Annotated in this window: 25 protein-coding genes; 13 read left to right on the plus strand and 12 right to left on the minus strand. The window is 66.7% G+C overall.

Features of this window, described 5'->3' with window-relative positions; genetic code table 11:
- Positions 1-103: 103 nt before the first annotated feature.
- Complete coding sequence (locus tag DRB17_RS11270) at positions 104-1183, plus strand: ATP-dependent 6-phosphofructokinase (protein WP_114582312.1); 1080 nt, start codon at positions 104-106, stop codon at positions 1181-1183.
- Positions 1183-1731, plus strand: coding sequence for a TIGR02444 family protein (locus tag DRB17_RS11275; RefSeq protein WP_114582313.1), 549 nt, complete (start codon positions 1183-1185; stop codon positions 1729-1731). Before DRB17_RS11270 ends, DRB17_RS11275 begins: the two co-directional genes overlap by 1 nt.
- A gap of 9 nt (positions 1732-1740) precedes the next feature.
- Here the strand turns inward: DRB17_RS11275 and DRB17_RS11280 are convergent, their stop codons facing one another.
- On the minus strand, positions 1741-2400 hold the full coding sequence (locus DRB17_RS11280) for a UbiX family flavin prenyltransferase (RefSeq protein WP_114582314.1): 660 nt from the start codon (positions 2398-2400) through the stop codon (positions 1741-1743).
- 68 nt (positions 2401-2468) lie between these two features.
- Between DRB17_RS11280 and DRB17_RS11285 the strand changes: the two genes are divergently transcribed.
- Positions 2469-2645 (plus strand): YdcH family protein, encoded by a 177-nt coding sequence (locus DRB17_RS11285; protein WP_114582315.1) that lies wholly within the window; start codon positions 2469-2471, stop codon positions 2643-2645.
- 279 nt (positions 2646-2924) lie between these two features.
- The gene (locus tag DRB17_RS11290; protein WP_206607859.1) at positions 2925-3722 is read left to right on the plus strand and encodes a cyclase family protein; all 798 of its coding nucleotides are present in this window, start codon (positions 2925-2927) and stop codon (positions 3720-3722) included.
- Positions 3723-3942: 220 nt separating this feature from the next.
- Here DRB17_RS11290 and DRB17_RS11295 read toward each other — a convergent pair whose 3' ends face one another.
- Positions 3943-5595 carry an acyl-CoA synthetase gene (locus tag DRB17_RS11295; RefSeq protein WP_114582317.1) on the minus strand — a complete coding sequence of 551 codons (1653 nt, stop codon included), beginning with the start codon at positions 5593-5595 and terminating at the stop codon, positions 3943-3945.
- A 250-nt stretch (positions 5596-5845) separates the two neighbouring features.
- Between DRB17_RS11295 and DRB17_RS11300 the strand changes: the two genes are divergently transcribed.
- Both DRB17_RS11300 and DRB17_RS11305 read left to right on the plus strand, forming a co-directional pair.
- A complete protein-coding gene (locus tag DRB17_RS11300) occupies positions 5846-7744 on the plus strand; it encodes a propionyl-CoA synthetase (RefSeq protein WP_114582318.1) in 1899 nt (632 codons plus the stop codon).
- A 221-nt stretch (positions 7745-7965) separates the two neighbouring features.
- On the plus strand, positions 7966-8475 hold the full coding sequence (locus DRB17_RS11305; protein WP_114582319.1) for a coiled-coil domain-containing protein: 510 nt from the start codon (positions 7966-7968) through the stop codon (positions 8473-8475).
- Between the two features lie 41 nt (positions 8476-8516).
- Here DRB17_RS11305 and DRB17_RS11310 read toward each other — a convergent pair whose 3' ends face one another.
- The 4 genes from DRB17_RS11310 to DRB17_RS11325 form a co-directional block, all read right to left on the minus strand.
- Positions 8517-8876 (minus strand): hypothetical protein, encoded by a 360-nt coding sequence (locus DRB17_RS11310; RefSeq protein WP_193725735.1) that lies wholly within the window; start codon positions 8874-8876, stop codon positions 8517-8519.
- A 5-nt stretch (positions 8877-8881) separates the two neighbouring features.
- Positions 8882-10195, minus strand: a complete 1314-nt coding sequence (locus DRB17_RS11315; RefSeq protein WP_114582320.1) for a sulfite oxidase — start codon at positions 10193-10195, stop codon at positions 8882-8884.
- 106 nt (positions 10196-10301) lie between these two features.
- A complete protein-coding gene (locus DRB17_RS11320) occupies positions 10302-11105 on the minus strand; it encodes an anti-sigma factor family protein (RefSeq protein WP_114582321.1) in 804 nt (267 codons plus the stop codon).
- Positions 11102-11632 carry an RNA polymerase sigma factor gene (locus DRB17_RS11325; protein ID WP_114582322.1) on the minus strand — a complete coding sequence of 177 codons (531 nt, stop codon included), beginning with the start codon at positions 11630-11632 and terminating at the stop codon, positions 11102-11104. The genes DRB17_RS11320 and DRB17_RS11325 overlap by 4 nt, the downstream gene beginning before the upstream one ends.
- A 129-nt stretch (positions 11633-11761) precedes the next feature.
- Here DRB17_RS11325 and DRB17_RS11330 point away from each other — a divergent pair, with 129 nt between their 5' ends.
- Entirely contained in the window at positions 11762-12541 is a 780-nt protein-coding gene (locus tag DRB17_RS11330) for an SDR family NAD(P)-dependent oxidoreductase (RefSeq protein ID WP_206607860.1), read from the plus strand.
- Positions 12542-12615: 74 nt separating this feature from the next.
- A complete protein-coding gene (locus DRB17_RS11335) occupies positions 12616-13392 on the plus strand; it encodes an SDR family NAD(P)-dependent oxidoreductase (RefSeq protein WP_114582324.1) in 777 nt (258 codons plus the stop codon).
- A gap of 62 nt (positions 13393-13454) precedes the next feature.
- Here the strand turns inward: DRB17_RS11335 and DRB17_RS11340 are convergent, their stop codons facing one another.
- The 4 genes from DRB17_RS11340 to DRB17_RS11355 form a co-directional block, all read right to left on the minus strand.
- Entirely contained in the window at positions 13455-14153 is a 699-nt protein-coding gene (locus DRB17_RS11340; protein ID WP_114582325.1) for an RES family NAD+ phosphorylase, read from the minus strand.
- On the minus strand, positions 14150-14539 hold the full coding sequence (locus tag DRB17_RS11345; protein WP_114582326.1) for an MbcA/ParS/Xre antitoxin family protein: 390 nt from the start codon (positions 14537-14539) through the stop codon (positions 14150-14152). The genes DRB17_RS11340 and DRB17_RS11345 overlap by 4 nt, the downstream gene beginning before the upstream one ends.
- 216 nt (positions 14540-14755) lie before the next feature.
- Positions 14756-15376 carry a DUF1013 domain-containing protein gene (locus DRB17_RS11350; protein ID WP_114582327.1) on the minus strand — a complete coding sequence of 207 codons (621 nt, stop codon included), beginning with the start codon at positions 15374-15376 and terminating at the stop codon, positions 14756-14758.
- 171 nt (positions 15377-15547) lie between these two features.
- Positions 15548-16552, minus strand: a complete 1005-nt coding sequence (locus DRB17_RS11355) for an NAD(P)H-quinone oxidoreductase (RefSeq protein ID WP_206607861.1) — start codon at positions 16550-16552, stop codon at positions 15548-15550.
- Between the two features lie 137 nt (positions 16553-16689).
- On the opposite strand from DRB17_RS11355, the gene DRB17_RS11360 reads away from it, so the two are divergent.
- The gene (locus tag DRB17_RS11360) at positions 16690-16872 is read left to right on the plus strand and encodes a DUF1192 family protein (protein ID WP_161958791.1); all 183 of its coding nucleotides are present in this window, start codon (positions 16690-16692) and stop codon (positions 16870-16872) included.
- 348 nt (positions 16873-17220) lie between these two features.
- On the plus strand, positions 17221-18003 hold the full coding sequence (locus DRB17_RS11370) for a 3-hydroxybutyrate dehydrogenase (protein WP_114582329.1): 783 nt from the start codon (positions 17221-17223) through the stop codon (positions 18001-18003).
- A gap of 28 nt (positions 18004-18031) precedes the next feature.
- Here the strand turns inward: DRB17_RS11370 and DRB17_RS11375 are convergent, their stop codons facing one another.
- Together DRB17_RS11375 and DRB17_RS11380 are read right to left on the minus strand one after the other, a co-directional pair.
- A complete protein-coding gene (locus tag DRB17_RS11375) occupies positions 18032-18724 on the minus strand; it encodes a DUF429 domain-containing protein (protein WP_114582330.1) in 693 nt (230 codons plus the stop codon).
- Positions 18721-19188: a copper chaperone PCu(A)C gene (locus tag DRB17_RS11380; protein ID WP_114582331.1), complete on the minus strand. Its 468-nt coding sequence runs from the start codon at positions 19186-19188 to the stop codon at positions 18721-18723. Before DRB17_RS11380 ends, DRB17_RS11375 begins: the two co-directional genes overlap by 4 nt.
- A 588-nt stretch (positions 19189-19776) precedes the next feature.
- Here DRB17_RS11380 and DRB17_RS11385 point away from each other — a divergent pair.
- From DRB17_RS11385 to DRB17_RS11395, 3 genes are read left to right on the plus strand one after another with little or no spacing between them, the layout of a single operon-like run.
- Entirely contained in the window at positions 19777-21066 is a 1290-nt protein-coding gene (locus DRB17_RS11385; protein WP_114582332.1) for an O-acetylhomoserine aminocarboxypropyltransferase, read from the plus strand.
- Complete coding sequence (locus DRB17_RS11390; RefSeq protein ID WP_114582333.1) at positions 21066-21854, plus strand: alpha/beta fold hydrolase; 789 nt, start codon at positions 21066-21068, stop codon at positions 21852-21854. The genes DRB17_RS11385 and DRB17_RS11390 overlap by 1 nt, the downstream gene beginning before the upstream one ends.
- Before the next feature lie 39 nt (positions 21855-21893).
- Positions 21894-22532, plus strand: a complete 639-nt coding sequence (locus DRB17_RS11395) for a glutathione S-transferase family protein (protein WP_114582334.1) — start codon at positions 21894-21896, stop codon at positions 22530-22532.
- The last annotated feature ends 72 nt before the right edge of the window (positions 22533-22604 follow it).

Below are 22604 nucleotides of genomic sequence, written 5' to 3' on the forward strand. Positions count from 1 at the left end.
AGTATATGCCGATTTTTTTTATGTGGGGAGTCTCCCACGCCCGTTGAATAGCTGACTTGTTTGGCCAACACTGAAAGTGTCAGCACGGCCGGCGAGGGTGAACATGAGCAAGCGGATCGGGCTTCTGACCAGCGGCGGTGACTGCGCCGGCCTGAATGCCATAATCCGCGCCGTGGTGCGCCGCGCCGAAGGCTACGGCTGGCAGGTCGTCGGCATCCGCGAAGGCACGGCGGGCCTGCTGGACCGCCCGGTGCGCGCCGAGGAGATGTCCAGCGGCATCTTCGACGGAACCATCCTGCGCATGGGCGGGACGATCCTGGGCACCACGAACAAGAACGATCCCTTCGCCTATCCCGATGGCGCGGGGGGCACCATCGACCGCTCGGACGATGTCGTGGCCGGTTATCGCGAGTTGAAGCTGGACGCCCTGATCGGCATCGGCGGCGACGGCAGCATGGGCATCCTGCGCAAACTGGCGAAGAAGGGCGGCTGGAACTTCGTCGGCATTCCCAAGACCATCGACAACGACGTCGGCAGCACCGAGATCTCCATCGGCCATGCCAGTGCCGTCAACGTGGCCGTGAACGCGCTGGACCATCTGCAGCCGACGGCGGCCAGCCACAACCGCGTCATGGTGCTGGAAGTGATGGGCCGCGACGCCGGCCATATCGCGCTGTCCTCCGGCATCGCCGGTGGCGCCGACGTGATCCTGATCCCGGAGATACCCTACCGGATCGAGGCGGTGGCCCGGCACATCGAGCGCGTGCGCCAGGGCGGCCGCAACTTCGCCCTGGTGGTCGTGGCCGAGGCGGTGTTGACCGAAAGCGGCGAGCCGGTGCGCCAGCGTCACGCCAGCGGCGGCACCTCCTATGGCGGGATCGGCCACTACATCGGCGACCGCATCGCGGCCACCACGGAATCGGAGGTGCGCGTCACCGTGCTTGGCCATGTCCAGCGCGGCGGCATGCCGGTTTCCCGCGACCGCCTGATGGCCTCGGTGTTCGGTGTCCACGCGGTCGACCTGATCGCACAGGGAAGCTTCGATCGCATGGTCGCCTGGCAGCACCGGCAGGCGGTGGACGTTCCGCTGGAGCAGGCGATCGAGCATTTCAAGGCGGTGGAGCCGGACGGCGCGCTGGTGCGCACGGCGCGCGGGCTGGGCATCTCGTTCGGAGACGGCTGATGGCGGACGGCGACAACCCTTTCTGGGACTTCTCCTGCGGCCTCTACGGCAAGCCGGGGGTCGCGGAGGCTTGCCTGATGCTGCAGGATGCGCACGGCCTGGACGTCAACGTGCTGCTATTCTGCTGCTGGGCCGGCTGGCGCGGGCAGCGGCTGCAACCCGGGCAGGTCGATCTGCTACTCGCTACCGTGGCGCCCTGGCACCGGGAGGTGGTGCGCCCGCTTCGCGGCGTGCGCTGCTGGATGAAGACGCAGGACATGCTGCCAGCGGACCAGGCCGAAGCCTTGCGGCAAGAGATCAAACGGCAGGAGCTGGAGGCGGAGCGGCTGGAGCAAGCCGCGCTGCATGACGCCCTGCCCCTTGACGCGGGCGACCCTTCGCCGGCGGCGGCCGTGGCGAACCTGGCCGCCTATCTGACGCGCATGGGCTGCACGCCCGGCGTGGCGGCGGTTGCCGGGCTGTCGGCGATGCTGGTGGCGATGTTCGGCGAGGACACGCTGCACCCGCTGGACGCGGTACGGCTGCTGGACGAGCGTTTCGCCGGTTAGCCGCGCCGGCTATCCGCGCGGGCGCTTAACGGCGCGCAGGGGCGGGCGGCCGTCGCCGGTGTCCTCGCCCCAGCGGCGCACGGCCGGCGCCTCCAGGTCGAACAGGTCGAGGATCCGTCCAAGCGATTGGTCCACCATCTCCTCGATACCCTGCGGCTGGGCGTAGAACGCCGGCACCGGCGGCGCCACGATGGCGCCCATCTCGGAGACGGCCAGCATATTGCGCAGGTGGCCGGTATGCAGCGGCGTCTCCCGCACCATCAGGACAAGACGGCGGCGCTCCTTCAGCACCACATCGGCGGCGCGCGTGAGCAGGGACGAGGTGGTGCCGTTCGCGATCTCCGCCAGCGAACGCACCGAGCAGGGGGCGATCACCATGCCGCGCGTGCGGAACGAGCCGCTGGACAGCGCCGCGCCAATGTCGCCGGCGGCGTGGACCACATCGGCCAGGGCTTGGACATCGGCGACCTTGAGGTCCGTCTCGTGCGCCAGCGTCACCTCGGCCGAGCGGCTCATCACCAGATGGCTTTCGACCGGCAGACCGCGCAGCATTTCAAGCAGCCTGACGCCATAGACCGCGCCGCTGGCGCCGCTGATCCCGACGACAAGCCGGTCGGGGCGTTCTCCACCGTTCCGGCTCACGCCGATTCCCTCGCCTGTGGATACCATTTGCCTTGGCAAGATGATCGCATCGGGGTTACCCTTTCGTGGCACTTTATAGATGGAGGGAGGTGCCAATGTCCCTTCAGGACCGTATCAGTGCTTTGAGGGAGCGCCACGCGAGCCTGGAAACTCAAATCTTTGACGAAAGCAACCGACCGCATCCGGACGACTGGCGGATTGCCGAGCTTAAGCGCCAGAAGCTGCGGATCAAGGATGAAATCGAACGCATGACGCATCGGGTCGAGGCCTAAAGGGCTCTCGGCCTTAAGTTTTTCTGGGGATCGCCAGCCGCGCCCCGACGCCGGTCGAGGCGCGGCTTTGTGTGAAGCTTGTATGCACTGTTCCGCGATTCCGGTAATTTAGTCGGGTGGTGCGGGCATAAAGTTGGAGTGCGCAACTTCCACCGGCTTCGCCGATTGTTAAGGCCCCTCATTATCATCCCTCCGTTTTGCGCGTATAAGGGATGACGCGAACAAGCACGAATTGGGGAGGATCGAAACATGTGCGTTCCAGGATGCCGTGAAACCGTGATGAACCGCCTCTCTCGGCGAAACTTCTTCAGGGGCGCCGGGGCGGCGGCGCTGGCCGGTGCGGCCGGTGCGATGGCGCCGGCGGGACCGGTGCGTGCCGAGCCCGCGAGCTTTACCAAGGTCGTCGATATGACTCACACCCTGCACCCGGATTTTCCGACCTATTTCGGCAAGCCGGGATTGGGGCTGGATACCATGGCGCGGCTTGGCGACGACGGCTTTAACATGAACCGCTGGAGTCTGGTGGAGCACACGGGCACCCACATGGACGCGCCGATCCACTTCTCCGAGGATGGGCGGACGGCCGACGAGGTCCCCATCGAGCATCTCGTGGTGCCGCTTGTCGTCGTCGATATCCGCGAGAAGGCGGACAGCAACCCGGATGCCCAGGTGACGCCGGACGACCTCAAGGCCTGGGTGGCCGACCACGGGCCGATTCCGGACGGTGCCTGCGTGGCGATGAACAGCGGCTGGGGGCGCTTCGCGGACAGCGAGAAGTTCCGCAATGCCGACGATGAGGGCACGATGCACTTCCCCGGCTTTCATATCGAGGCGACGCAGTACCTGCTGGAGGAAACCTCGGCGCTCGGCATGGCCGTCGACACGCTGTCGCTCGACTTCGGCCGATCGAAGGACTTTGCCACGCACTACGCCTGGCTGCCGACCAACCGCTGGGGTATCGAATGCCTGGCGAACCTGGACCAGCTTCCCGCCAAGGGCGCGACGCTGATCGCCGGCGGCCCGAAGATCGCTGGCGCCACCGGCGGTCCAGGGCGGATGATGGCGCTGATGTCCTAAGGGGGAAGCTGCGAAGCCGGCATGCCCCCCTTCGGTAACGGGATTCCAGGTACCGAGGGGAGCCCTTGGCGCGCACGGCCACGGAGACGGGCGGACCAAAACAGGCCAAAACAGGAACACTGTTACCCATCCAACCGGCCCATGATGTTAACCATGTATCCGGTTGCACGCTGCTGACGCGGAGTGTCTAGGCGGTCGACGAAAAACGTGAATCGGCCGCCTACTTTGCCCCTTGTTCGCGGACGATCTCCTTCGCCCGCTCGCGGAGCTGGAACTTCTGGATCTTGCCGGTCGAGGTCTTGGGGATCGCCTCGAACAGGATGTGCCGCGGGCATTTATAGTGCGCCATGCTCTCGCGGCAGTGCCGGATCAGGTCCTGCGCCGTCGTCTTTTCGTAGCCGGCGTTCAGTTCCACGAAGGCGCCCGGCGTTTCGCCCCATTTCTCGTCGGGAATGGCGACGACGCCGCAGGCGGCGACCGCCGGATGGCGGTAGAGGACGTTCTCGATCTCGATGGACGAGATGTTCTCGCCGCCGGAGATGATGATGTCCTTCGAGCGGTCCTTGAGCTGGATGTAGCCGTCGGGGTGGATCACGCCCAGGTCGCCGGTGTGGTACCAGCCGCCCCTGAAGGCCTTGTCGGTTTCGGTCGGATTCTTGAGATAGCCCTTCATCGTGATGTTGCCCCGCATCACGACCTCGCCGAGCGTCTCGCCATCCCAGGGGACTTCCGCGAGAGTGTCGGAATCGACGACGGTGACGGCTTCCTGCACGGGATAGGTCACGCCCTGGCGCGACTTCTTCTCGGCCTGCTCCTCGATCGGCAGGTCGTCCCAGTCCTCGTGCCAGGCGCAGACGGTGGCCGGGCCATAGACCTCGGTGAGGCCGTAGACGTGCGTCACCTCGATCCCCTGTTCCTGCATCCGGGCGAGCACGCTGGCCGGTGGCGGCGCGGCGGCGGTCATCATCTGCACCGTCTGCGGGAAGTCGCGCCGCTCCTCGTCAGTGGCGTTCAGCAGCATCTGCATGATGATCGGCGCGCCCGAAAGGTGCGTCACGCCGTGGTCGGCGATGGCGTCGTAGATCGTCTTGGAGCTGATCCGCCGCAGGCAGACGTTGGTGCCCGCCATCGCCGCCAGCGTCCAGGGGAAGCACCAGCCGTTGCAGTGGAACATCGGCAGCGTCCACAGGTAGGTCGGCTGCCCGCCCATCGACCAGACGACGATCTCCCCCACCGCGTTCAGGTAGGCGCCGCGGTGATGGTAGACGACGCCCTTGGGGTTGCCTGTCGTGCCAGAGGTGTAGTTGAGGCTGATTGCCTCCCACTCGTCCTCCGGCATGCGCCAGTCGAAATCAGGGTCGCCGCCTGCCAGGAAGTCCTCGTACTCGATCTCGCCCAGGCGCTCGCCGCCGGGGCCTTCCGGGTCGTCGATATCGACCACCGGGATCTTGCGGTCGAGGCGCTGCAGCGCGCTGCGAATGGTGGGCGCGAACTCAGTGTCGGTCAGCAGGATCTTCGCCTCGCCGTGCTGCAGGATGAAGGCGATGGTCTCCGCATCCAGCCGGGTATTGAGCGCGTTCAGCACGGCGCCGGTCATCGGCACCCCGAAGTGCGCCTCGTACGTCGGCGGGATGTTCGGCGCCATCACGGCAACGGTGTCGCCAGGGCCGATGCCGCGCTGATGCAACGCCGAGGCCAGTCGCCGGCAGCGGCGGTAGCACTCCGCCCAGTCGTAGCGCCGGGAGCCGTGGATCACCGCCGTGTGTTGGGAATACACCACGGCCGCGCGCCGCAGGAACGACAGCGGCGTCAGCGGCACGTAATTGGCGGGGTTTTTGTCCAGATGTTCTTCGAAGATGTTCGAAGCGGTCATGGCGGCTCTCCATTCCTGCGCCGCAAGGATATGTCACACTCCGCGCCCCTGATGCAATTGCCGCGCGCGAGGGGTGCTTGACCTGCGTCAACGTTCCGGTTTCCCTCGCTGGCTACGGTTTGTTCGGCAGCGAACGCGCGTGGATTGCAGGCGATGACGGCTTCGCGCATGCTGTCGTGTGTGTGGGATTCGAAGCAACGGCCGCGCGGGATTCGGGCGTGGCCGCGAGGATATCGGGAAGGAAGAACAAATGGGTCGATACGACGAGATCCATCGCCGCTCGCTGGAAGACCCCGAGGGCTTCTGGGGCGAGGCGGCCGAGAAGATCGACTGGGAGACGCGCTGGGACAAGGTCCTGGATGACAGCAACGCGCCGTACTACCGCTGGTTCACCGGCGGCGTCCTGAACACCTGTTACAACTGCCTGGACCGCCATGCCGACGGCGGACGCGGCGATCAGGCGGCGCTGATCTACGACAGCCCGGTGACCGGCAGCCAGGCGACCTTCACCTACAGCGAGCTGCGCGACAAGGTCGCCCGTTTCGCCGGCGTGCTGCGCGCGCAGGGCGTGGCGAAGGGCGATCGCGTCATCGTCTACATGCCAATGATTCCCGAGGCGGCCATCGCCATGCTGGCTTGCGCGCGTATCGGCGCGGTGCACTCGGTCGTTTTCGGCGGCTTCGCCGGGCACGAGCTGGCCAAGCGCCTGAACGACGCCAAGCCGAAGGCGATGGTGACGGCCTCCTGCGGGGTCGAGCCGGGCCGCGTCGTGCCCTACAAGCCGCTGTTCGATCATGCTTTCCAGGAGGCGACGCACACCCCCGACGTCCTCATCGTCAAGCAGCGCGAGGCCGCTGGGTGCGATCTGGTGGCCGGACGCGACGTCGACTGGGACGAGGCGATGGCGAAGGCCGAGCCGGCGGATTGCGTGCCGGTGGCCGCGACCGATCCGCTTTATATCCTTTACACCTCGGGCACGACGGGGCAGCCGAAGGGCATCGTTCGCGACAACGGCGGCCATGCGGTGGCGCTGTACTGGACCATGAAGGGCGTCTACGGCCTGGAGCCGGGGGAGGTGTGGTGGACTGCCTCGGACGTGGGCTGGGTCGTGGGCCACAGCTACATCGTCTATGCCCCGCTGCTCTATGGCTGCACCACCATCATGTACGAGGGCAAGCCGGTGGGCACGCCCGACGCCGGCGCTTTCTGGCGGGTGATCGCGGAACACAAGCCGGTGGCGCTGTTCACCGCGCCGACGGCCTTTCGCGCGATCCGCCAGCAGGATCCCGAAGGCAGCCACATCGCGAAATACGACATGCCACAGTTCCGCACGCTGTTCCTGGCGGGCGAGCGCTGCGACCCCGATACGCTGCTCTGGGCGCAGGACAAGCTGAAGGTGCCGGTGGTCGACCACTGGTGGCAGACCGAGACGGGCTGGGCCATTGCCACCAACCCGATGGGCATCGAGGCGATGCCGATCAAGCCGGGCTCGCCCACCAAGCCGGCGCCGGGGTGGGACGTCCGCGTGCTGGACAACGAGGGCAAGGACCTGGAGCGCGGCCAGATCGGCGCCATCGCGTGCAAACTGCCGCTGCCGCCGGGCACGCTGCCGACCTTGTGGCAGGCGGACGAGCGCTACCACCAAGCGTACCTCGCGGACTATCCGGGCTTCTACAAGACCGGCGACGCGGGCTACATGGACCAGGACGGCTACATCTTCGTGATGGCGCGCACCGACGATGTCATCAACGTCGCCGGGCACCGGCTTTCGACGGGTGCCATCGAGGAGGTGCTGGCCGAGCATCCCGACGTCGCCGAGTGTGCGGTGATGGGTATCCACGACGAATTGAAGGGCCAGATCCCGGTCGGCCTCGTCGTGCTGGCCGCCGGGGTCGAGCGGCCGCGCAGCGAGGTGCAGAAGGAGTGCATCGCCCGCGTGCGCGAGGAGATCGGGCCCGTCGCCGCCTTCAAGCACGTCGCGGTGGTGAAGCGCCTGCCCAAGACCCGCTCCGGCAAGATCCTGCGCGCCACCATGCGCAAGATCGCTGACGGCGAACCCTGGGAACCGCCCGCCACCATCGACGACCCGGCGATCCTGGACGAGATCAAGGAATCGCTGCGGGAGATCGGGCTGGTCCCGTCTTCGTGAGCCTTATGCAGTGCCCGGCCCGTGGAGACGCGGGCCGGGCCCGCCCGCCTCGGCGCAGACCGGATGGATGCAGTTATCCGGTGTAGCGTCTTCCAAACGACATACGATTTGGTGTATACGCTCGCGCTATCGGCGCCGCCACTGATTCGGGGCGGATAGCCGACATGGGGGTTGCGTCAATGTAACCCTTCGACCGACAATATCGGGGTAGCGCGAGGGACATGGCACAGCCTGCGATGGACACGCACAGGCTCTTCAAGAAACTGACGGCCGCCGGCATGTCGGAAGCCGCCGCCGAGGCCCTGGCGGATGCCGTGGCCCAGCGTCCCGCCGACATGGCGACGAAGGGCGATCTGGTCGGCCTGCGTCAGGAGATCAAATCCGATATGGATGGCCTGCGCCACGAGCTTAAGGGCGACACGGAGAGGCTGGGCCACGAACTAAGGAGTGAGATGGAAGCCCTGCGTCATGAGCTGAAGGGTGACATCGATGGCCTGCGCCATGATCTGAAGGGCGATGTCGACGGCCTGCGCCATGAGTTTAAGAGTGACATCGACGGCCTGCGCCATGAGTTTAAGAGTGACATCGACGGCCTGCGTCATGAGTTTAAGGGTGATATGCAAGGGCTGCGCCACGAGCTGAAGACGGGGCTCGCGAACGCAAGGCTACAGATTGTATGCTTCATGATCCCTTCGATGGCCGCGCTTCTCGCTATTTTCAAATATTTCTAACGCCACGGGCGGATTGGTGTTCTGCGCCACCCGCATCCCCCTCACTCCACCGGCTGTAGCGGCTGCACGCGGTTGAACGGGCTGACGCCGCCGTCCTGGCGGCTTTTTTCGCCGTAGTGTTCGGCGAGATAGTCCAGGATGGTGGTCCGCATCTCTGGCTGGAGTTCGGGCATGCCCTGCTTTTCGACCATCCAGTCGAGCGTGTAGTCCCAGCGCTCGCGGCTCATCCCCTGTTGCTTGACGAGCCGGAGGGAGTGGCAGGCGCCGCAGAGGCCCGCGACCAGTTCCCGCCCCTCGCCGGGCGGCAGGCTGCTGTCGGCGTTGTCCTGCGCGGCGGCGGGGGCTGCGAAGCCCCCGCCCAGTGCACAGGCAAGCAGAAGTCGGAAAAGCTTGCGCCGCATGGTCCTCATGCCTCGACGCGCACGGCGATGCGGTGCATCGAGTTGTTCAAGTAGCCCTTTGGGTTCCAGTTCACCGTGAAGGGCTGCATCCGGCCCTTGCTGTCGGTCGCCCGCGCCCAGACTTCGTAGTAGCCCTTGGTCGGGAAGTTGAGCTCGGCCCGCCAGCGCTGCCAGGAATAGGGGTTCGGCGGGGACATCAATTCGGCCCGCTGCCAGGTCGCGCCAAAATCGGTGGAAACGTGCATCGCGATCACATGCTCGTCGCCGGCCCAGGCATGGCCGCGCACCTCGACGGTGCGGTGGTCGACCGGCAAGGTGTGGCCGCTCTTCGGATAGGTGATGAGCGATTTCACCGGCATCGACTCGATGATCCGCATCGCCTCGTGCGGCACCTCCTCGCCCGGCGCCACCGGATAGCGCGGCACGCGGTAGGAGGTCGGGCCCATCTTCTGGCCGTCGTGCACCCGGTCGCGCAGCCAGATCCGGGTCAGCCACTTCTGCGAGGTGGAGCCCGGCCAGCCCGGCGCCACGATGCGCAGCGGCGCGCCGTTCATCGGGTGGATGGGGGCACCGTTCTGCTCGAAAGCGATCAGGGTGTGCGGGTTCATCGCCTTCCAGATCGGCATGCCGCGCGAGATCGCGTCCTTCCCAGGGTCGCCGGAAAGGTGCGAATCCGCGCCGTAGTGCGCGGTATAGATCGCTTCCGGCTTGACGCCCGCAGCTTGCAGCACGTCGGCCAAGCGCACGCCCGTCCATTCGGAATTGCCGACCGCACCGACCGTCCATTGGTTGCCACTTGCCGGTGGGTTGAAGGCCGCGCGGCCGTTGCCGCCGCACTCAAGCTGCAGCTTGTAGCTGACCACCTCGAAGCGGTCCTTCAGGTCGTCGATGGAGAGTTCCATCGGGTTGTCGGCAAGCCCGTCGATCTTCAGCGTCCAGCCGTCCGGGCTCGTACTTTCGGGCGCGATACCGTTGTTGCGGATGAAGTGACGGGCCGTCGGCGTCACGTCGTCGTCCAGCAGGTGCGCCGGCGTCTCGGCGTTGACCGGCCGATCGTTGAGCACGCTCAGCCCGTCCTTGCCTTCGAGCATGAAAGAGTCGGTCTCCTCCGCAAGCGCCGCGGGGATCAACCCGGCGGGCATGTTGCGGTGGAATGGAATGGCGGCGCCGAGGAGCGCGCCCATTGTTGCCAGGCCCGCACCTTGCATGAAACCGCGCCGGTCGGGGTTGGCGCGCCGGCCGAAGATCAGATAGTCGGCACGTTCCGGGTCCTCGGCATAAAGCTCGCAGATGCCGCGTTCGTGGCGTTTATCACCCATGACGTTCGCTCCCGTTCGCCTGTTTTACGGCCGCGACAAATCGTCGCCGCTATAGAGGAAACGAACGAGGGGGGCCGGGTATTCCAGGGCGGGTGAAAAATTCCGCTCAGGCCCGGCAGGGTTCGCTCTTGGCCCGGCTTTCGGCCAGCGCCATGCGTGTGCGGTCGTCGGGCTGGCTGTGGGCGTGCGTCGTGCGGTGCGCCGTTTCGGCCAGAAGCTGGAAGCGTGCGCGGTCCATGCTGCTGGCCAGCATGGCATAGCCCAGCCCACCGGCGCGCCACAGATAGGCGGGCCCGGCCTCTGTATCGAATTGCGCGAGTTCGGCGGAGAGTTCGCCCGGATCGGCCAGGATCAGCAGGCTGACCCGGCAGCCGCGCGTGCCGCGATAGCCGAGGCGCAGGGCGGGGCTTTCCGCGATACGGGCGGCATCTATGCTGGTCAGCGTCAGCTTTCCGGCCGAGAAGTCCGGGACGAAGGGGACGCGGCGGAAGTCTTCCACGGCCGCCAGGATGAGGGCGCTGGTGGTCGAAGCCGTGCCCGCCGGTTCGCCGGATGCCCCCTGCGCCCAGCGGGCGTGCACGGCGCGCGCCTGATCCAGCCATTGCGGCGCCGTCTTGCCCGGCCAGATGCCCGCCGCGAGTCCAAGGCCCACGGCCAGCAGCAAGGCCGCCGCCGCGGCGGCCCACGCCGGGCGCCGGCCTTTCCGTGGCAGCTCGACGGCCGGCACCTCGCCGATCTCGTCCCATGCCGCGTCCTGAGCAGCCTGTTTCAGCCGGCTCAGCACCGCGACGGCGTGGGCCAGTTCCTGGTCCCGGGCGACGGCATCCGCCACACGCGCGCGCTCGGCGGCGTCGAGTTCGCCGTCAACGTAGGCGTTCAGCAGTTCCCAGTCCGGATCCCGGCCCGTCACGCCGTTCCTCGCTTCCTTCGTACCGGCAGCGCGCGCACGTTGCTGTCCTGAAGCACGTCCAGCAAGGCCAGCCGCGCCCGCGACAGCCGGCTCATCACGGTGCCGCGCGGCACCTGCATGATCGTCGCGGCCTCGGCATAGCTGAAACCGGCCAGATCCACCAGTGCGATGACCTCCCGTTTTTCGCTTGGCAGCTTGCTGAAGGCAAGGCGCACGGTGACCCGGTCCACAAGGGTCTCGTCGGCGCGCCAGACGATCCAGCTTTCCGCCGGCGCCTCGGCATCCTGGGGCGTGCCCACGGGGGTGAGGCCTTTGCGGCGGCCGCCGTCGATATGCAGGTTGCGCAGGATCGTGAACAGCCACGCCCGGAACGCCGGCTCGTCCTGCGGCAGGCGCCGGGCCTGAAGCGCCCGCACGACACAATCCTGGACGAGGTCCCGCGCCTGCTCGCGGTCCTGCGTGAGGGCCAGCGCATAGCCGAACAGCCGACCCAGCATAGCTTCCAGGCGATCGTGCGCCGACGGCATCACGCCCCCGTCCAATTCACGCCCAATGGCTGGAAAGCTTAGCGCCGTATCGCCTGGAACACCAGCAAGTCCAACACAAGCGAATATGCGCTTGCCGTTGCTGGAAGCGCATGCCAGAACCCGCTGGCGATGAGTGATGGCAGAATGCAGGGCAAGACCACCGTGGTCACGGGCGCTGCGCGCGGTATCGGGCGCGCGGTGGCTGAACGCTTCGCCGCCGAGGGCGCGCGCGTCGTCATCGGCGATATCCGCGACGAGGATGGGAAGGCCGTGGCCGAAGCGATCCGCGCGACGGGCGGCGAGGCGGTCTTTCAGCATTGCGATGTCGGCGATGGGGACGAGGTGGCGGCCCTGTGCCAGCGGGCGGTGGAGACATTCGGCCGGCTGGACTGCGCCGTCGCGAACGCCGGAATCGCCGTCGCATGCGATTTCCTGGCGTTCGAGGAGGCCGAATTCGACCGCGTGCTGCGCACCAACCTCCGCGGTTCCTTCCTGACCGTCCAGGCCGCCGCGCGGCGCATGCGGGACGGCGGGTCCATCGTGCTGATGTCGTCGATCAACGGTATCCTGGCGATGCCGCACGTCGCGGCGAACTGCGTCAGCAAGGGCGGCATGAACCAGCTTGCCAAGGCCGCCGGGCTTGCGCTGGCGGACCGCGGCATCCGGGTCAACGCGCTGGCGCCCGGCTCGGTCGATGCGGGCATGGTCTACGATGTCTCCGGCCAGCCGGACAACTGGGGCGAGATGCTGTCTCGCACGCCGCTGCGCCGGGTCGGAACGCCGGCGGAGATCGCGGCGGCGACGCTGTTCCTGGCCAGCGACGATTCCAGCTACATGACCGGGCAGTGCGTCACCATCGACGGCGGGCGCATGGCGCTCAATTACACGGTGCCGCCGTTGGACGGCTGAGCGACTGCTTGCCGCGCCGCAAAGGCCGTGGCAGCTTGCCGCCAGTTACATCGGGCAAGGAAAGGGGAGGGTTCATGCGCCTGGAGAACAAGGTCGCGGTGATCACGGGCGCCGCGCGGGGAATCGGCCAGGCCATCGCGCAGTGCTTCGCGGGCGAGGGCGCCAAGGTCGTCCTGGCCGATGTCGAGGAAACACAGGGCGAGCGCGCGGTCGAGGAGATCCAGGCCGCCGGCGGCGAGGCGGTGTTCGTCCCCTGCGATGTGGGCGACAAGGCCCAGGTCGACGCGCTGATCGAGCGGGCGGTCGCCGCCTATGGCCGCGTCGACTGCGTCGTGGCCAATGCCGCTATCGTTGTCGCGAGCGATTTCCTGGAATTGAGCGAGGCGGACTTCGACAAGGTCATCCGCGTCAACCTGAAGGGTGTGTTCCTGACCGGTCAGGCGGCTGCCCGGCAGATGGTGAAGCAGGGCACCGGCGGGACGATCATCAACATGTCCTCGGTGAACGCCGTCATGGCGATCCCGACCATCGCGCCCTACGTCGTCGCCAAGGGCGGCATCAACCAGCTCACCAAGGTGGAGGCGCTGGCCCTGGCCGACCACGGAATCCGTGCCAATGCCATCGGCCCCGGCTCCATCGGCACGGAGATGGTGCGGCAGGTGAATGACGACCCGCAGAAATGGCGCGCGCTGATGAGCCGCACGCCCATGGGGCGCCTGGGTGAGCCCGAGGAGGTCGCGAAGGTGGCACTGTTCCTGGCCAGCGACGATTCCAGCTACCTCACCGGCCAGTGCATCTACCCGGACGGCGGCCGCCTTGCGTTGAATTACACGGTGCCCGTGAAGGAATAGGGGATCCCGACGCGCCGCGGCGGATAAGGGTATCGTATTTCGGCGACAGCACCTTCGACGAATCAGCCCGACAGTGGCTGCAGCGTGTATTCCGGTGAGCCTTGCCAGACAAGCTTCCAGCTCGCTCCAGGCCGGACGTTCTGGACTATGCCGGGATCGAACGCGGCGAAGCATTGGCCCGCAAGGCGCCGTACGGAGGGATAAAGCAGCCCTTGGTGACCGCTCTGCCGCAGGCGAAGGGCGAGTTTCTGGCCTTCGGGATAGCCAACCTCCGGATCCGGATAGAGCGCCGGATGGCCGCTTTCGTCACCGAGATCGGGGAAGTCGCCGATAAAGTCCGCGAGCAACTCGACGTAGCGCGCCTCATCCTCGTAGATGCCGATGTAGCCGAGTTCGCGGGTGCGATGGTAGCCGACCTCCTCGGCGGCCGTGAAGAGGTCGTAGGCGCAGTACCAGGCTCCTCGCTCTCCGCCGTTGAAGCGGTTTCCGCTGGGACGCGTGTACGTGAACGCCGCGTTGATGTGGCTGCGGCCATAGACCCGCAGGTCGCTGTAGCGCCGTGCGAAAGCCAGCTCGCGCCGGTCGATTCCCGGAGCGCCTTCGCGCTCAGCCATCAGCCGCGCGCTGGTCTTTCCCTCCAGTTCGGCGAGGATCTCCATCTCGTCGTCGGTATCGACCAGACCCCGCAGGAGCGGCGGCTTGTGGTGGCTTTCCGAAATCAGGCGGATGAGACCGCGGTCGCTGATCGAGGTGATCCTCAAGCGCCGCCCCGCAGCGCGTCGAGATAGGAGCGCACGCGCAGAATCTTCGGCAGGCCGCCTTCGACCATGACGTCTATCGGCCGCGCGCCTTCGAACTCCGGCCCCTTGTTCGGCAGCTTGATCCAACGCCGTGCGATGGGGTCACTGAAATAGATTTCCAGCGCCTTGTAGATGCCCGTGATCGCGCTCAATCGCAGTAACTGATCGTGCGTCAACTGACCCGAAAAACCTGGCTTCCGGGCCCGCTTCCAGGTGGATTCGGACATGTCGGCCAGAGCCGCGGCTTCGCGCAAGCTGAGGTCCCAGCGATCCGCGATGTTCGCGAAAGCTTTCAGGGCGACCGCCTTCACGTCGTCTGTCGAGCGTTCTCGAAGCGCGGTTTCCATCGGTCCCGTTCCCAAGGCTTTCCATAATTATGAGGCCATATGAGCCAAATATCAAGGTCATGTGATCGGAATGGGGTGGGGTACGGGCTGGCGAGACGATTTCCGACGTTTGCCGCAGCTTTCAGCCGCCGCGATGTCTGGCGGCGCCTGAAGCAACGCGACGGGGCATTAAGCCAAAAGCTTGGCTCCCGGTAAGGGTCGTGTGCGCGTCCAGTATCAGCGCTCCTCCGGATAGTCCGCAGGGGCGTCGGCGCCGATACCGAAGCTCTCGGCCGCCGCCGGGTCCTCGCCCTCGGAAGCCTCCGGCTCGCGCGGCTTGTGCTTCTCCGCCGCGGCGATGACGCTGTTCAGCTCGGACTGCGAACACAGGCCCAGCAGCACGGGATCGCGCGGGCGGATATTCTGGGTGTTCCAGTGGGTGCGGTCGCGGATCGCCTGGATCGTGGTCTTTGTCGTTCCGATCAGCTTGCAGATCTGGGAATCCCGCACTTCCGGATGATTGCGCAGGATCCAGGCGATGCCGTCGGGCTTGTCCTGGCGCTTGGCGATCGGGGTGTACTTGGGGCCCTTGGTCCGCTCGACCGGCTTCGGCAGGTCGGTCTTGGCCGGCATCAGGCGCGCCTTCGGGTTGTTCTGGCAGCGCTCGATCTCTTCCTGCGTAAGCTGTCCGTTGGCGACCGGGTCCATTCCCTGCATGCCGCTGGCCACTTCGCCGTCGGCGATGCCCTGCACCTCAAGCGGGTGCAACTCGCAGAACCGGGCGATCTGCTCGAAGGTGAGCGAGGTGTTCTCCACCAGCCACACGGCGGTGGCCTTCGGCATAAGCGGTTTCGTCATAACGTCTCCTTTCCCTGGCGCCGGCAAGTGCGGCGCCGTCGCCGCGGCGGGTCCGGCGACCGGCCGGGCGCGGGGACTGCGAATTGTTCGGGTACCGAGCGCAATATAGGGGTCGCACGCTTGTGACGAAAGCCCTTCCCCCGCATTCTCGCCGACTTTTTCAAGCCCGTCCTACGGCACGAGCACGATCTTGCCGATGTGTGTCGAGGACTCCATGAGCGCGTGGGCGTCGGCCGCCTCGCTCAGCTTGAAGGTGCGATGAACCAGCACCTTCAACTCGCCCGATTCCAGAAGCGGCCAGACGTGCCGGCGCAGCTTGCCGGCGATATCGGCCTTGAAGGCGACGTCCCGCGCGCGCAGCGTCGAGCCCGTGATCGTCAATCGCTTCAACATCACCGGCAGGAAGTTCACCTCGGCCTTCGGGCCGCCGAGGAAGGCGATGAACACCAGCCGTCCGTCAGGGGCCAGCGCCTTCAGGTCGCGCGCGATGTAGTCGCCGCCCACCATGTCGAGGATGACGTCGACGCCGCCGTGGTCGCCGGTCGCTTCCTTGACGACGGCGACGAAGTCCTCTTCGCGGTAGTTGATGGCCCGCGCCGCGCCCAGTTCCTCGCAGGTCCGGCATTTCTCCGGCGTGCCGGCGGTGGTGTAGACCTCCGCTCCGAAGGCACGGGCAAGCTGGATCGCGGTGGTGCCGATGCCGCTTGAGCCGCCGTGCACCAGGAAGCGCTCCCCTTTCTTCAGGCCGGCGCGGTCGAAGACGTTGGAGTAGACCGTGAAGTAGGTTTCGGGAATCGCCGCGGCGTGCACGGCGTCGAAGCCCTTGGGGTAGGGCAGGCACTGCGCCGCCGGCGCCACGCAGTACTGCGCATAGCCGCCGCCGGTGACCAGCGCCGTCACCTCCGTCCCGATGGCCGGCTCGCTGACGCCCTCACCCAGCGCCACGACGCGCCCCGCGATCTCCAGCCCCGGAATGTCCGATGCGCCCGGCGGCGGCGGGTAGCCGCCCTGGCGCTGCATCACGTCGGGGCGGTTGACGCCGGCGGCGGCCACCTCGATCAGCACTTCGCCCGCGCCCGGTCGTGGCACCGGCCGCTCGCCCGGCTGCAGGACCTCGGGCCCGCCCTCTCCACGGATCTCGATCGCGGTCATCGTCTGCGGCGCGGTGTCGGCCATGAGCGTGCTCCGTCGTCCCGGGGTTGGTGGTGTTGCGGCGTGGCGAAGGACCCCGTTCGTCTAGTATGATCCGGCCAGTGGAAGCAAGTCGGCCGTGGCGGCGGTGCCAGGGTTCGGCCATCCGAGCGGAGGCGGCAATGGAGGACGAGGACCTGCAGCCCCGGGCGCGCCTGGCGGCCGACAAGCCGCTGGAGGAGTATTCCGTCGAGGAGCTGGAAGCCTATGGCGAAGCGCTGGAACGCGAGCTTGAGCAGGTGCGGGCGACGCTGAAGGGTAAGCGCGCCTACCTTTCCGGGGCGGAGTCGCTGTTCAAGAGCTGATGGCCCGGCGGCGGCTTTCCCTTGTGCGCAGCCTTCTTGCGCGCATGTAAAGCAGCCAGCCCACCGGCCCCAGCAGCAGGACCATGATGGCCCAGCCCACGCGCGGCCCGAACGGGCAGGTGCCCCCGGCGTGGGGTCGCCAGGACCCGCTGCGTGACGACCACAGGACGTGGCCGAGCGGGCACAGGAATCCCAAAATGAGTATCGTCCAGGCGACCCACTGATCTAGTGTCATGCCGCCAACAATGGCGCCGCGTCCGGCCCGCGCCAAGAGCCGGCTGCGGCGATCCGCCGTTTCCTTGCGGGAACGGCTGAAATCACCTTGGTTTTTCCTGACGGAGGAAGAGCATGCTGAAAGGCAAGACGGCGCTGGTCACCGGCTCGACCAGCGGCATCGGCCAGGGAATCGCCGAGCGCCTGGCTGCCGAGGGCTGCAACATCGTCCTCAACGGCTTCGGCGATGCTGACGAGATCGAAACGCTGCGGCAGGGCATCGCCGACGCCAATGGCGTGGAGGTGGCCTACTCCGCCGCCGACATGTCGAAGCCGGACGAGATCCGCGACATGATCCGCGAGGCGGAAGGCCGCTTCGGCGCCATCGACATCCTGGTGAACAACGCCGGCATCCAGCATGTCGCCCCGGTCGACGAGTTCCCGCCGGAGAAGTGGGAGCAGATCATCGCGATCAACCTCAGCCACGTCTTCTACACCACTCACCACGCACTGCCGAAAATGCGCGAGCGGGGCTGGGGGCGCATCATCAATATCGCCTCCGCCCACGGTCTCGTGGCCTCGGCCGGCAAGGCCGGCTACGTGGCCGCGAAGCATGGCGTGATCGGGCTGACAAAGACGACGGCACTGGACACGGCGGGAACCGGCATCACCTGCAACGCGATCTGTCCCGGCTGGGTGAAGACGCCGCTGGTGGTCAAGCAGATCGAGGCGAAGGCCAGGGACAAGGGCATCGCGATCGAGCAGGCCGAGCGCGAGCTTCTGGCCGAGAAGCAGCCGGCGCTGGAGTTCGTCACGCCGGAACAGCTTGGTGCCTATGCCGCTTTCCTATGTAGCGACGCGGCACGCACCGTGACCGGCGCGCAAGTGCAGATCGACGGCGGCTGGACGGCGCAGTAGGCCGCCCGGTGCGGCCACGTTCGGCGCGTCAGTACCAGATCTCCATGCGCAGGTCCCTGCTGTCGCGCGGGATATCGCCGTCGGGGACGCGCCGTCCGCGGCCCTCCGCGATTTCTCGCGCCAGCAGGGCGCAGGCGGCGGCATCGACGATGTCGTCCGCCTCGACGTCCTTGCGCGGGTAGCGGTCCAGAAGCGGGGTCGGATCGGGCAATCCGGCCGCGCGGAGCAATTCGATACGCGCCGCGCGGCCGTCGCGCCCGACCTTGCGGGCAAGCGGCGCCCAGCCGTTCAGCCGGTGGAAGATGACCTCGGGGTGGGCTTCCAGGATGCGGTCCTGGTCCGCCGGCGACAGGGCCTCGTCCAGTTCGGCGATCTTGTGGCCGATCTGCCAGGACTGCTTCGACAGGCCTACGCCCTCCCGCGCCTTGCCCAGGCTGTTCGCGTCCGCCCACGACTTGCCCAGCATGTAGCGGCGCGGGGCGGAGAACACGCTGGATTTCCTCGCCCCTGGAAGCAGCGCACGGGCGGCCCGATCGCATGCGCGCAGGCCGCTGTCGGGGAGCCCTATCGGCATATCGACTGCTACGATCCCCGCCGCGTCGATATCGACCTCCGCCCAGCTCCGCGCGATCGCCACGTCCAGGCCGCCGTCGGACCAGGTGACGGCGACCCAGCCGAAGCGGCAGCCGTCAACGCCGCTATAGACTGTCGCGGATCTCAGTCCGAGTGTCCGTGCCCGCTGGCGTGGGAAGCGGTGACGACCTCCTGCGGGTTCATGGTGTCCTGGCCGATGGCCATGTGCACTTCCATCGCCTCCATCCCTTTCAGATGGAGAACGACAGGGGCGGCCTTGCCCTCCGGCAAGTCGACCTTGAGATCCGTCAACACAAGCTTCAACTCCTCGGGCGTCACGGTCGCGCCGACCGGAATCTCCACGGCATCGACGGTTTTGCCGTTGAATATCATCCGCACCGACGCCGCGACGGGGGAAGCCGCCCGTTCGATCAGGATGGGCGCTTCGCCGGTATTGGCCAGCGTGGGGTGTGCCGTCGCCGTTTCACTGCTTTGCGCGGGTGTTACCCAGGGATGGACGATCTGCAGGTCGCCCTGCTGCTGCGTATGTGCGCCGGCGGAGCCCGCGATGGCGAGCCAGAGCGTTGCGGCGAGCGCTGCTATTCGAAGCATGGGTGACGTCTCTCCCTTCCTGTTGGCCGGTGTCCGACATCGGGTCGGACGAAGGCATGCTGCGCCTTCCCCCGACACGAATGTCAAGGTAACTTATAAATTTAAATCGAAACTCTTAATATGCTTGCAAATTTTGCCGATTCCGTTAACCATTTATTCAGTTGTCACGCTTAGTGTGCCTACTAGCCCTGGGTTATCCCTCCCCTCGACTCAGGGGTGTTTGGTCCGAATGGCTGGCCTCCTGGGGGTTTGGTTGCTTTTATCCCTGGAGGAAGCCCCCTGTCGACTTGCCGCCGGATTCACCTCCGGCGGCTTTTTTGTGACATCTCCCATCGGAGGGGGTAGGAAAGGGGCTACCGAATGCCGCCTTGACCAACGATGTAGGTGGCCATAAGGTACGCGCCGGAAGGCAAGTTGACAGGGTAGGCTTCCGAAAACAAAAAGAAGAAGGACCGCGGCCAGGGCCGAAGGTCCTTCTTTTTTTGTGCTGTCGCCAGTATCGTCACCGCACCCATAACAGCCGTCCTTACCGCGTCGCGCGGCGTTCGGCGGACATTTCAATGTTTCAGGAATGACCCGGGGCCAGCCATGACCTTCAAGCTCGACACGCAGGCCTTGCACGCCGGGCAGCACCCCGATCCCGTGTTTGGCGCCCGCGCGGTGCCGATCTATCAGACGACGTCCTACGTCTTTCAGGATACCGACCATGCCGCCGCCCTGTTCAACATGGAACGCGCCGGCCACGTCTACTCGCGGATTTCCAATCCCACGGTGGCGGTGCTGGAAGAGCGTATGGCGGCGCTGGAGTCCGGCGTGGCGGCGGTGGCGACGGCCTCGGGACAGGCGGCGCTGCATCTGGCGATCACGACGCTGATGGGCCAGGGCGGGCACATCGTGGCCTCTCGCGCGCTTTACGGCGGCAGCATCAATATCCTGACCCACACGCTGCCGCGCTTCGGCATCGAGACGACCTTCGTCGATCCGCGCGACCCGCCGGCGTTCCGTGCGGCCATCCGGCCGGAAACGCGCCTTCTGTTCGGCGAGGTGGTGGGCAACCCGAACCTGGAGGTGATGGACGTGCCCGCCGTTGCCCAGGTCGCGCACGACGCCGGCGTGCCGCTTCTGATCGACAGCACCTTCACCACGCCGTATCTGGCCCGCCCCATCGAGATGGGGGCGGATCTCGTCGTCCATTCGGTCACTAAATGGCTGGGCGGGCACGGGATTGCCGTGGGCGGCGTGCTGGTGGACGGCGGCCGATTCGACTGGTCCGCGAATGATAAGTTTCCCACGCTGAGCCAGCCTTACGCCGGCTACCACGGCGTGGTCTTCGCCGAGGAGTTCGGCCCGCAGGCCTTTGCGATGCGGGCCAGGATGGAGGGGCTGCGCGACTTCGGCGCGTCGATGAGCGCGCAGGTTGCCTTCTATCTATTGCAGGGGATCGAGACGCTGGGCCTGCGGATGGAACGTCACGTCGCCAACACCGAGCGAGTGGTCGAGATGCTGGCCGCGCACGAGCAGGTGGGTTGGGTGCGCCATCCCAGCCTTCGCGATCACCCGGACCACGAACTGGCGAAGCGTCTGCTGCCGCGCGGCACGGGCTCAATCGTCAGCTTCGGCATTCGTGGCGGACGCGAGGCGGGCCGGGCGTTCATCGAGGGGTGCCAGCTTGCCTCTCACCTTGCAAACGTCGGGGATGCCAAGACCCTGGTGATCCACCCGGCCAGCACGACCCATCAGCAGATGTCGGCGGCGGAACTGGAGGCTGCCGGCATCGGCGAGGACATGGTGCGCCTGTCCGTGGGCGTGGAGGATGTCGACGACATCCTGGCCGATCTGAAACGCGGCCTGCGCGCCGCCGCGAAGGTGTCGGGCTGATGCGGCTGGAGGTGGATGGCGCGCCGGTCTTCGCCGCAACCGGCGGGACGGCCTTCGACCCGGCGCGGCCGGTCGTGGTGCTGGTGCACGGCGCCGGCATGGATCACAGCGTCTGGGCGCTGCAAAGCCGCTATCTGGCGCATCATGGCCGCGCGGTCCTGGCGGTCGACCTTCCGGGGCACGGCCGCTCCGGTGGCGATCCGCTGGACAGCCCGAAGGCCATCGCCGACTGGCTGGTCCGGTTGCTGGATGCCGTGGGCGTGGAACAGGCGGCGCTTGCCGGCCACTCGATGGGGGCGCTTGCCGCGCTGGAATCGGCGGCGCGCCACCCCGACCGCTGGCGGGCGCTGGCCCTGATGGGCGTCGCGGCGAAGATGCCGGTTCACCCTGACCTGCTGAAGGCGGCAGAGGCGAACGATCCCGCCGCGGCGGCGATGATCGTGGGCTGGGGCCACGGCGCGCGGGCGCAGCTTGGCGGCGATGCGGTGCCGGGCGTCTGGACCACGGGCGTCGCCCGACGCCTGCTGGAGCGTGCGCAACCGGGTGTTCTGTACACCGATCTGGCGGCCTGCGATGCCTACACTCACGGCGCCGAGGCGGCGGGACAGGTGCGCTGTCCGACACTTCTGCTGTTGGCGGCGGAGGATAGGATGACCCCGGCGAAGGCGGGCCGGAAGCTGGCCGAGGCGATGGACGACGCGCGCGTCGTGGAACTTGCCGGCTGCGGCCACATGATGATGACCGAGGCCCCGGACGCAACCCTCGACGCGCTGGCGAAGATGGTCTAAGCGAGGCAAGTTCGAATTCGAAGCCAAGGGGACAATGCGATGGCCGATCCGATCATTTTTGGACCGAACTACAGCACCTACGTGCGCAGCGTGCGCATGGCGCTGGAAGAGAAGGGCGCCGCCTACAAGCTGCACGAAGTGGACATCTTCTCGGGCGAGAACCAGAACCCGGACTTCCTGGCCCGGCAGCCTTTCGGCAAGGTCCCGGCATTCGAGCATGACGGCTTCCAGCTTTACGAAACCGACGCCATCACCCGCTATGTCGACATGACGTTCGAGGGGCCCTCGCTGCAGCCGCAGGATGCCAGGGGGCAGGCGCGGATGACCCAGATCATCGGCATCGTCAACGCCTATGCCTATCCGCCGATCGTCGGCAAGCTGGTGATCCAACGCCTCGTCATGCCGAAGCTGAACGAGACGCCGGACGAGCAGGCCATTGCCGAGGCCCTGCCGGATGCGCGTAAGGTGCTGGCGGAACTGGAGCGCCTGATCGGCGAGAACGCCTATGCCGCGGGTAGCCACCTTTCGCTGGCGGACCTGCAGCTTCTGCCGGTCCTGGACTATCTGTCGATGACGCCCGAGGGCGGCGAGCTGCTGGCGGAGGTGCCGCGCGTGAAGGCCCTGCATGCGAAGCTGGCGGAGCGGGAGAGCGCCAAGCGGACGGCTCCACAGCTTTAGAGCGTAATCGGATCAGGTTGAAACATAATGTTTCAACCTGATCCGTGAATCCTGCTCCAGCGTCCGTTGGAC

The organism is Ferruginivarius sediminum (genome assembly GCF_003344765.1).
GTDB lineage: Bacteria > Pseudomonadota > Alphaproteobacteria > Kiloniellales > Rhodovibrionaceae > Ferruginivarius > Ferruginivarius sediminum.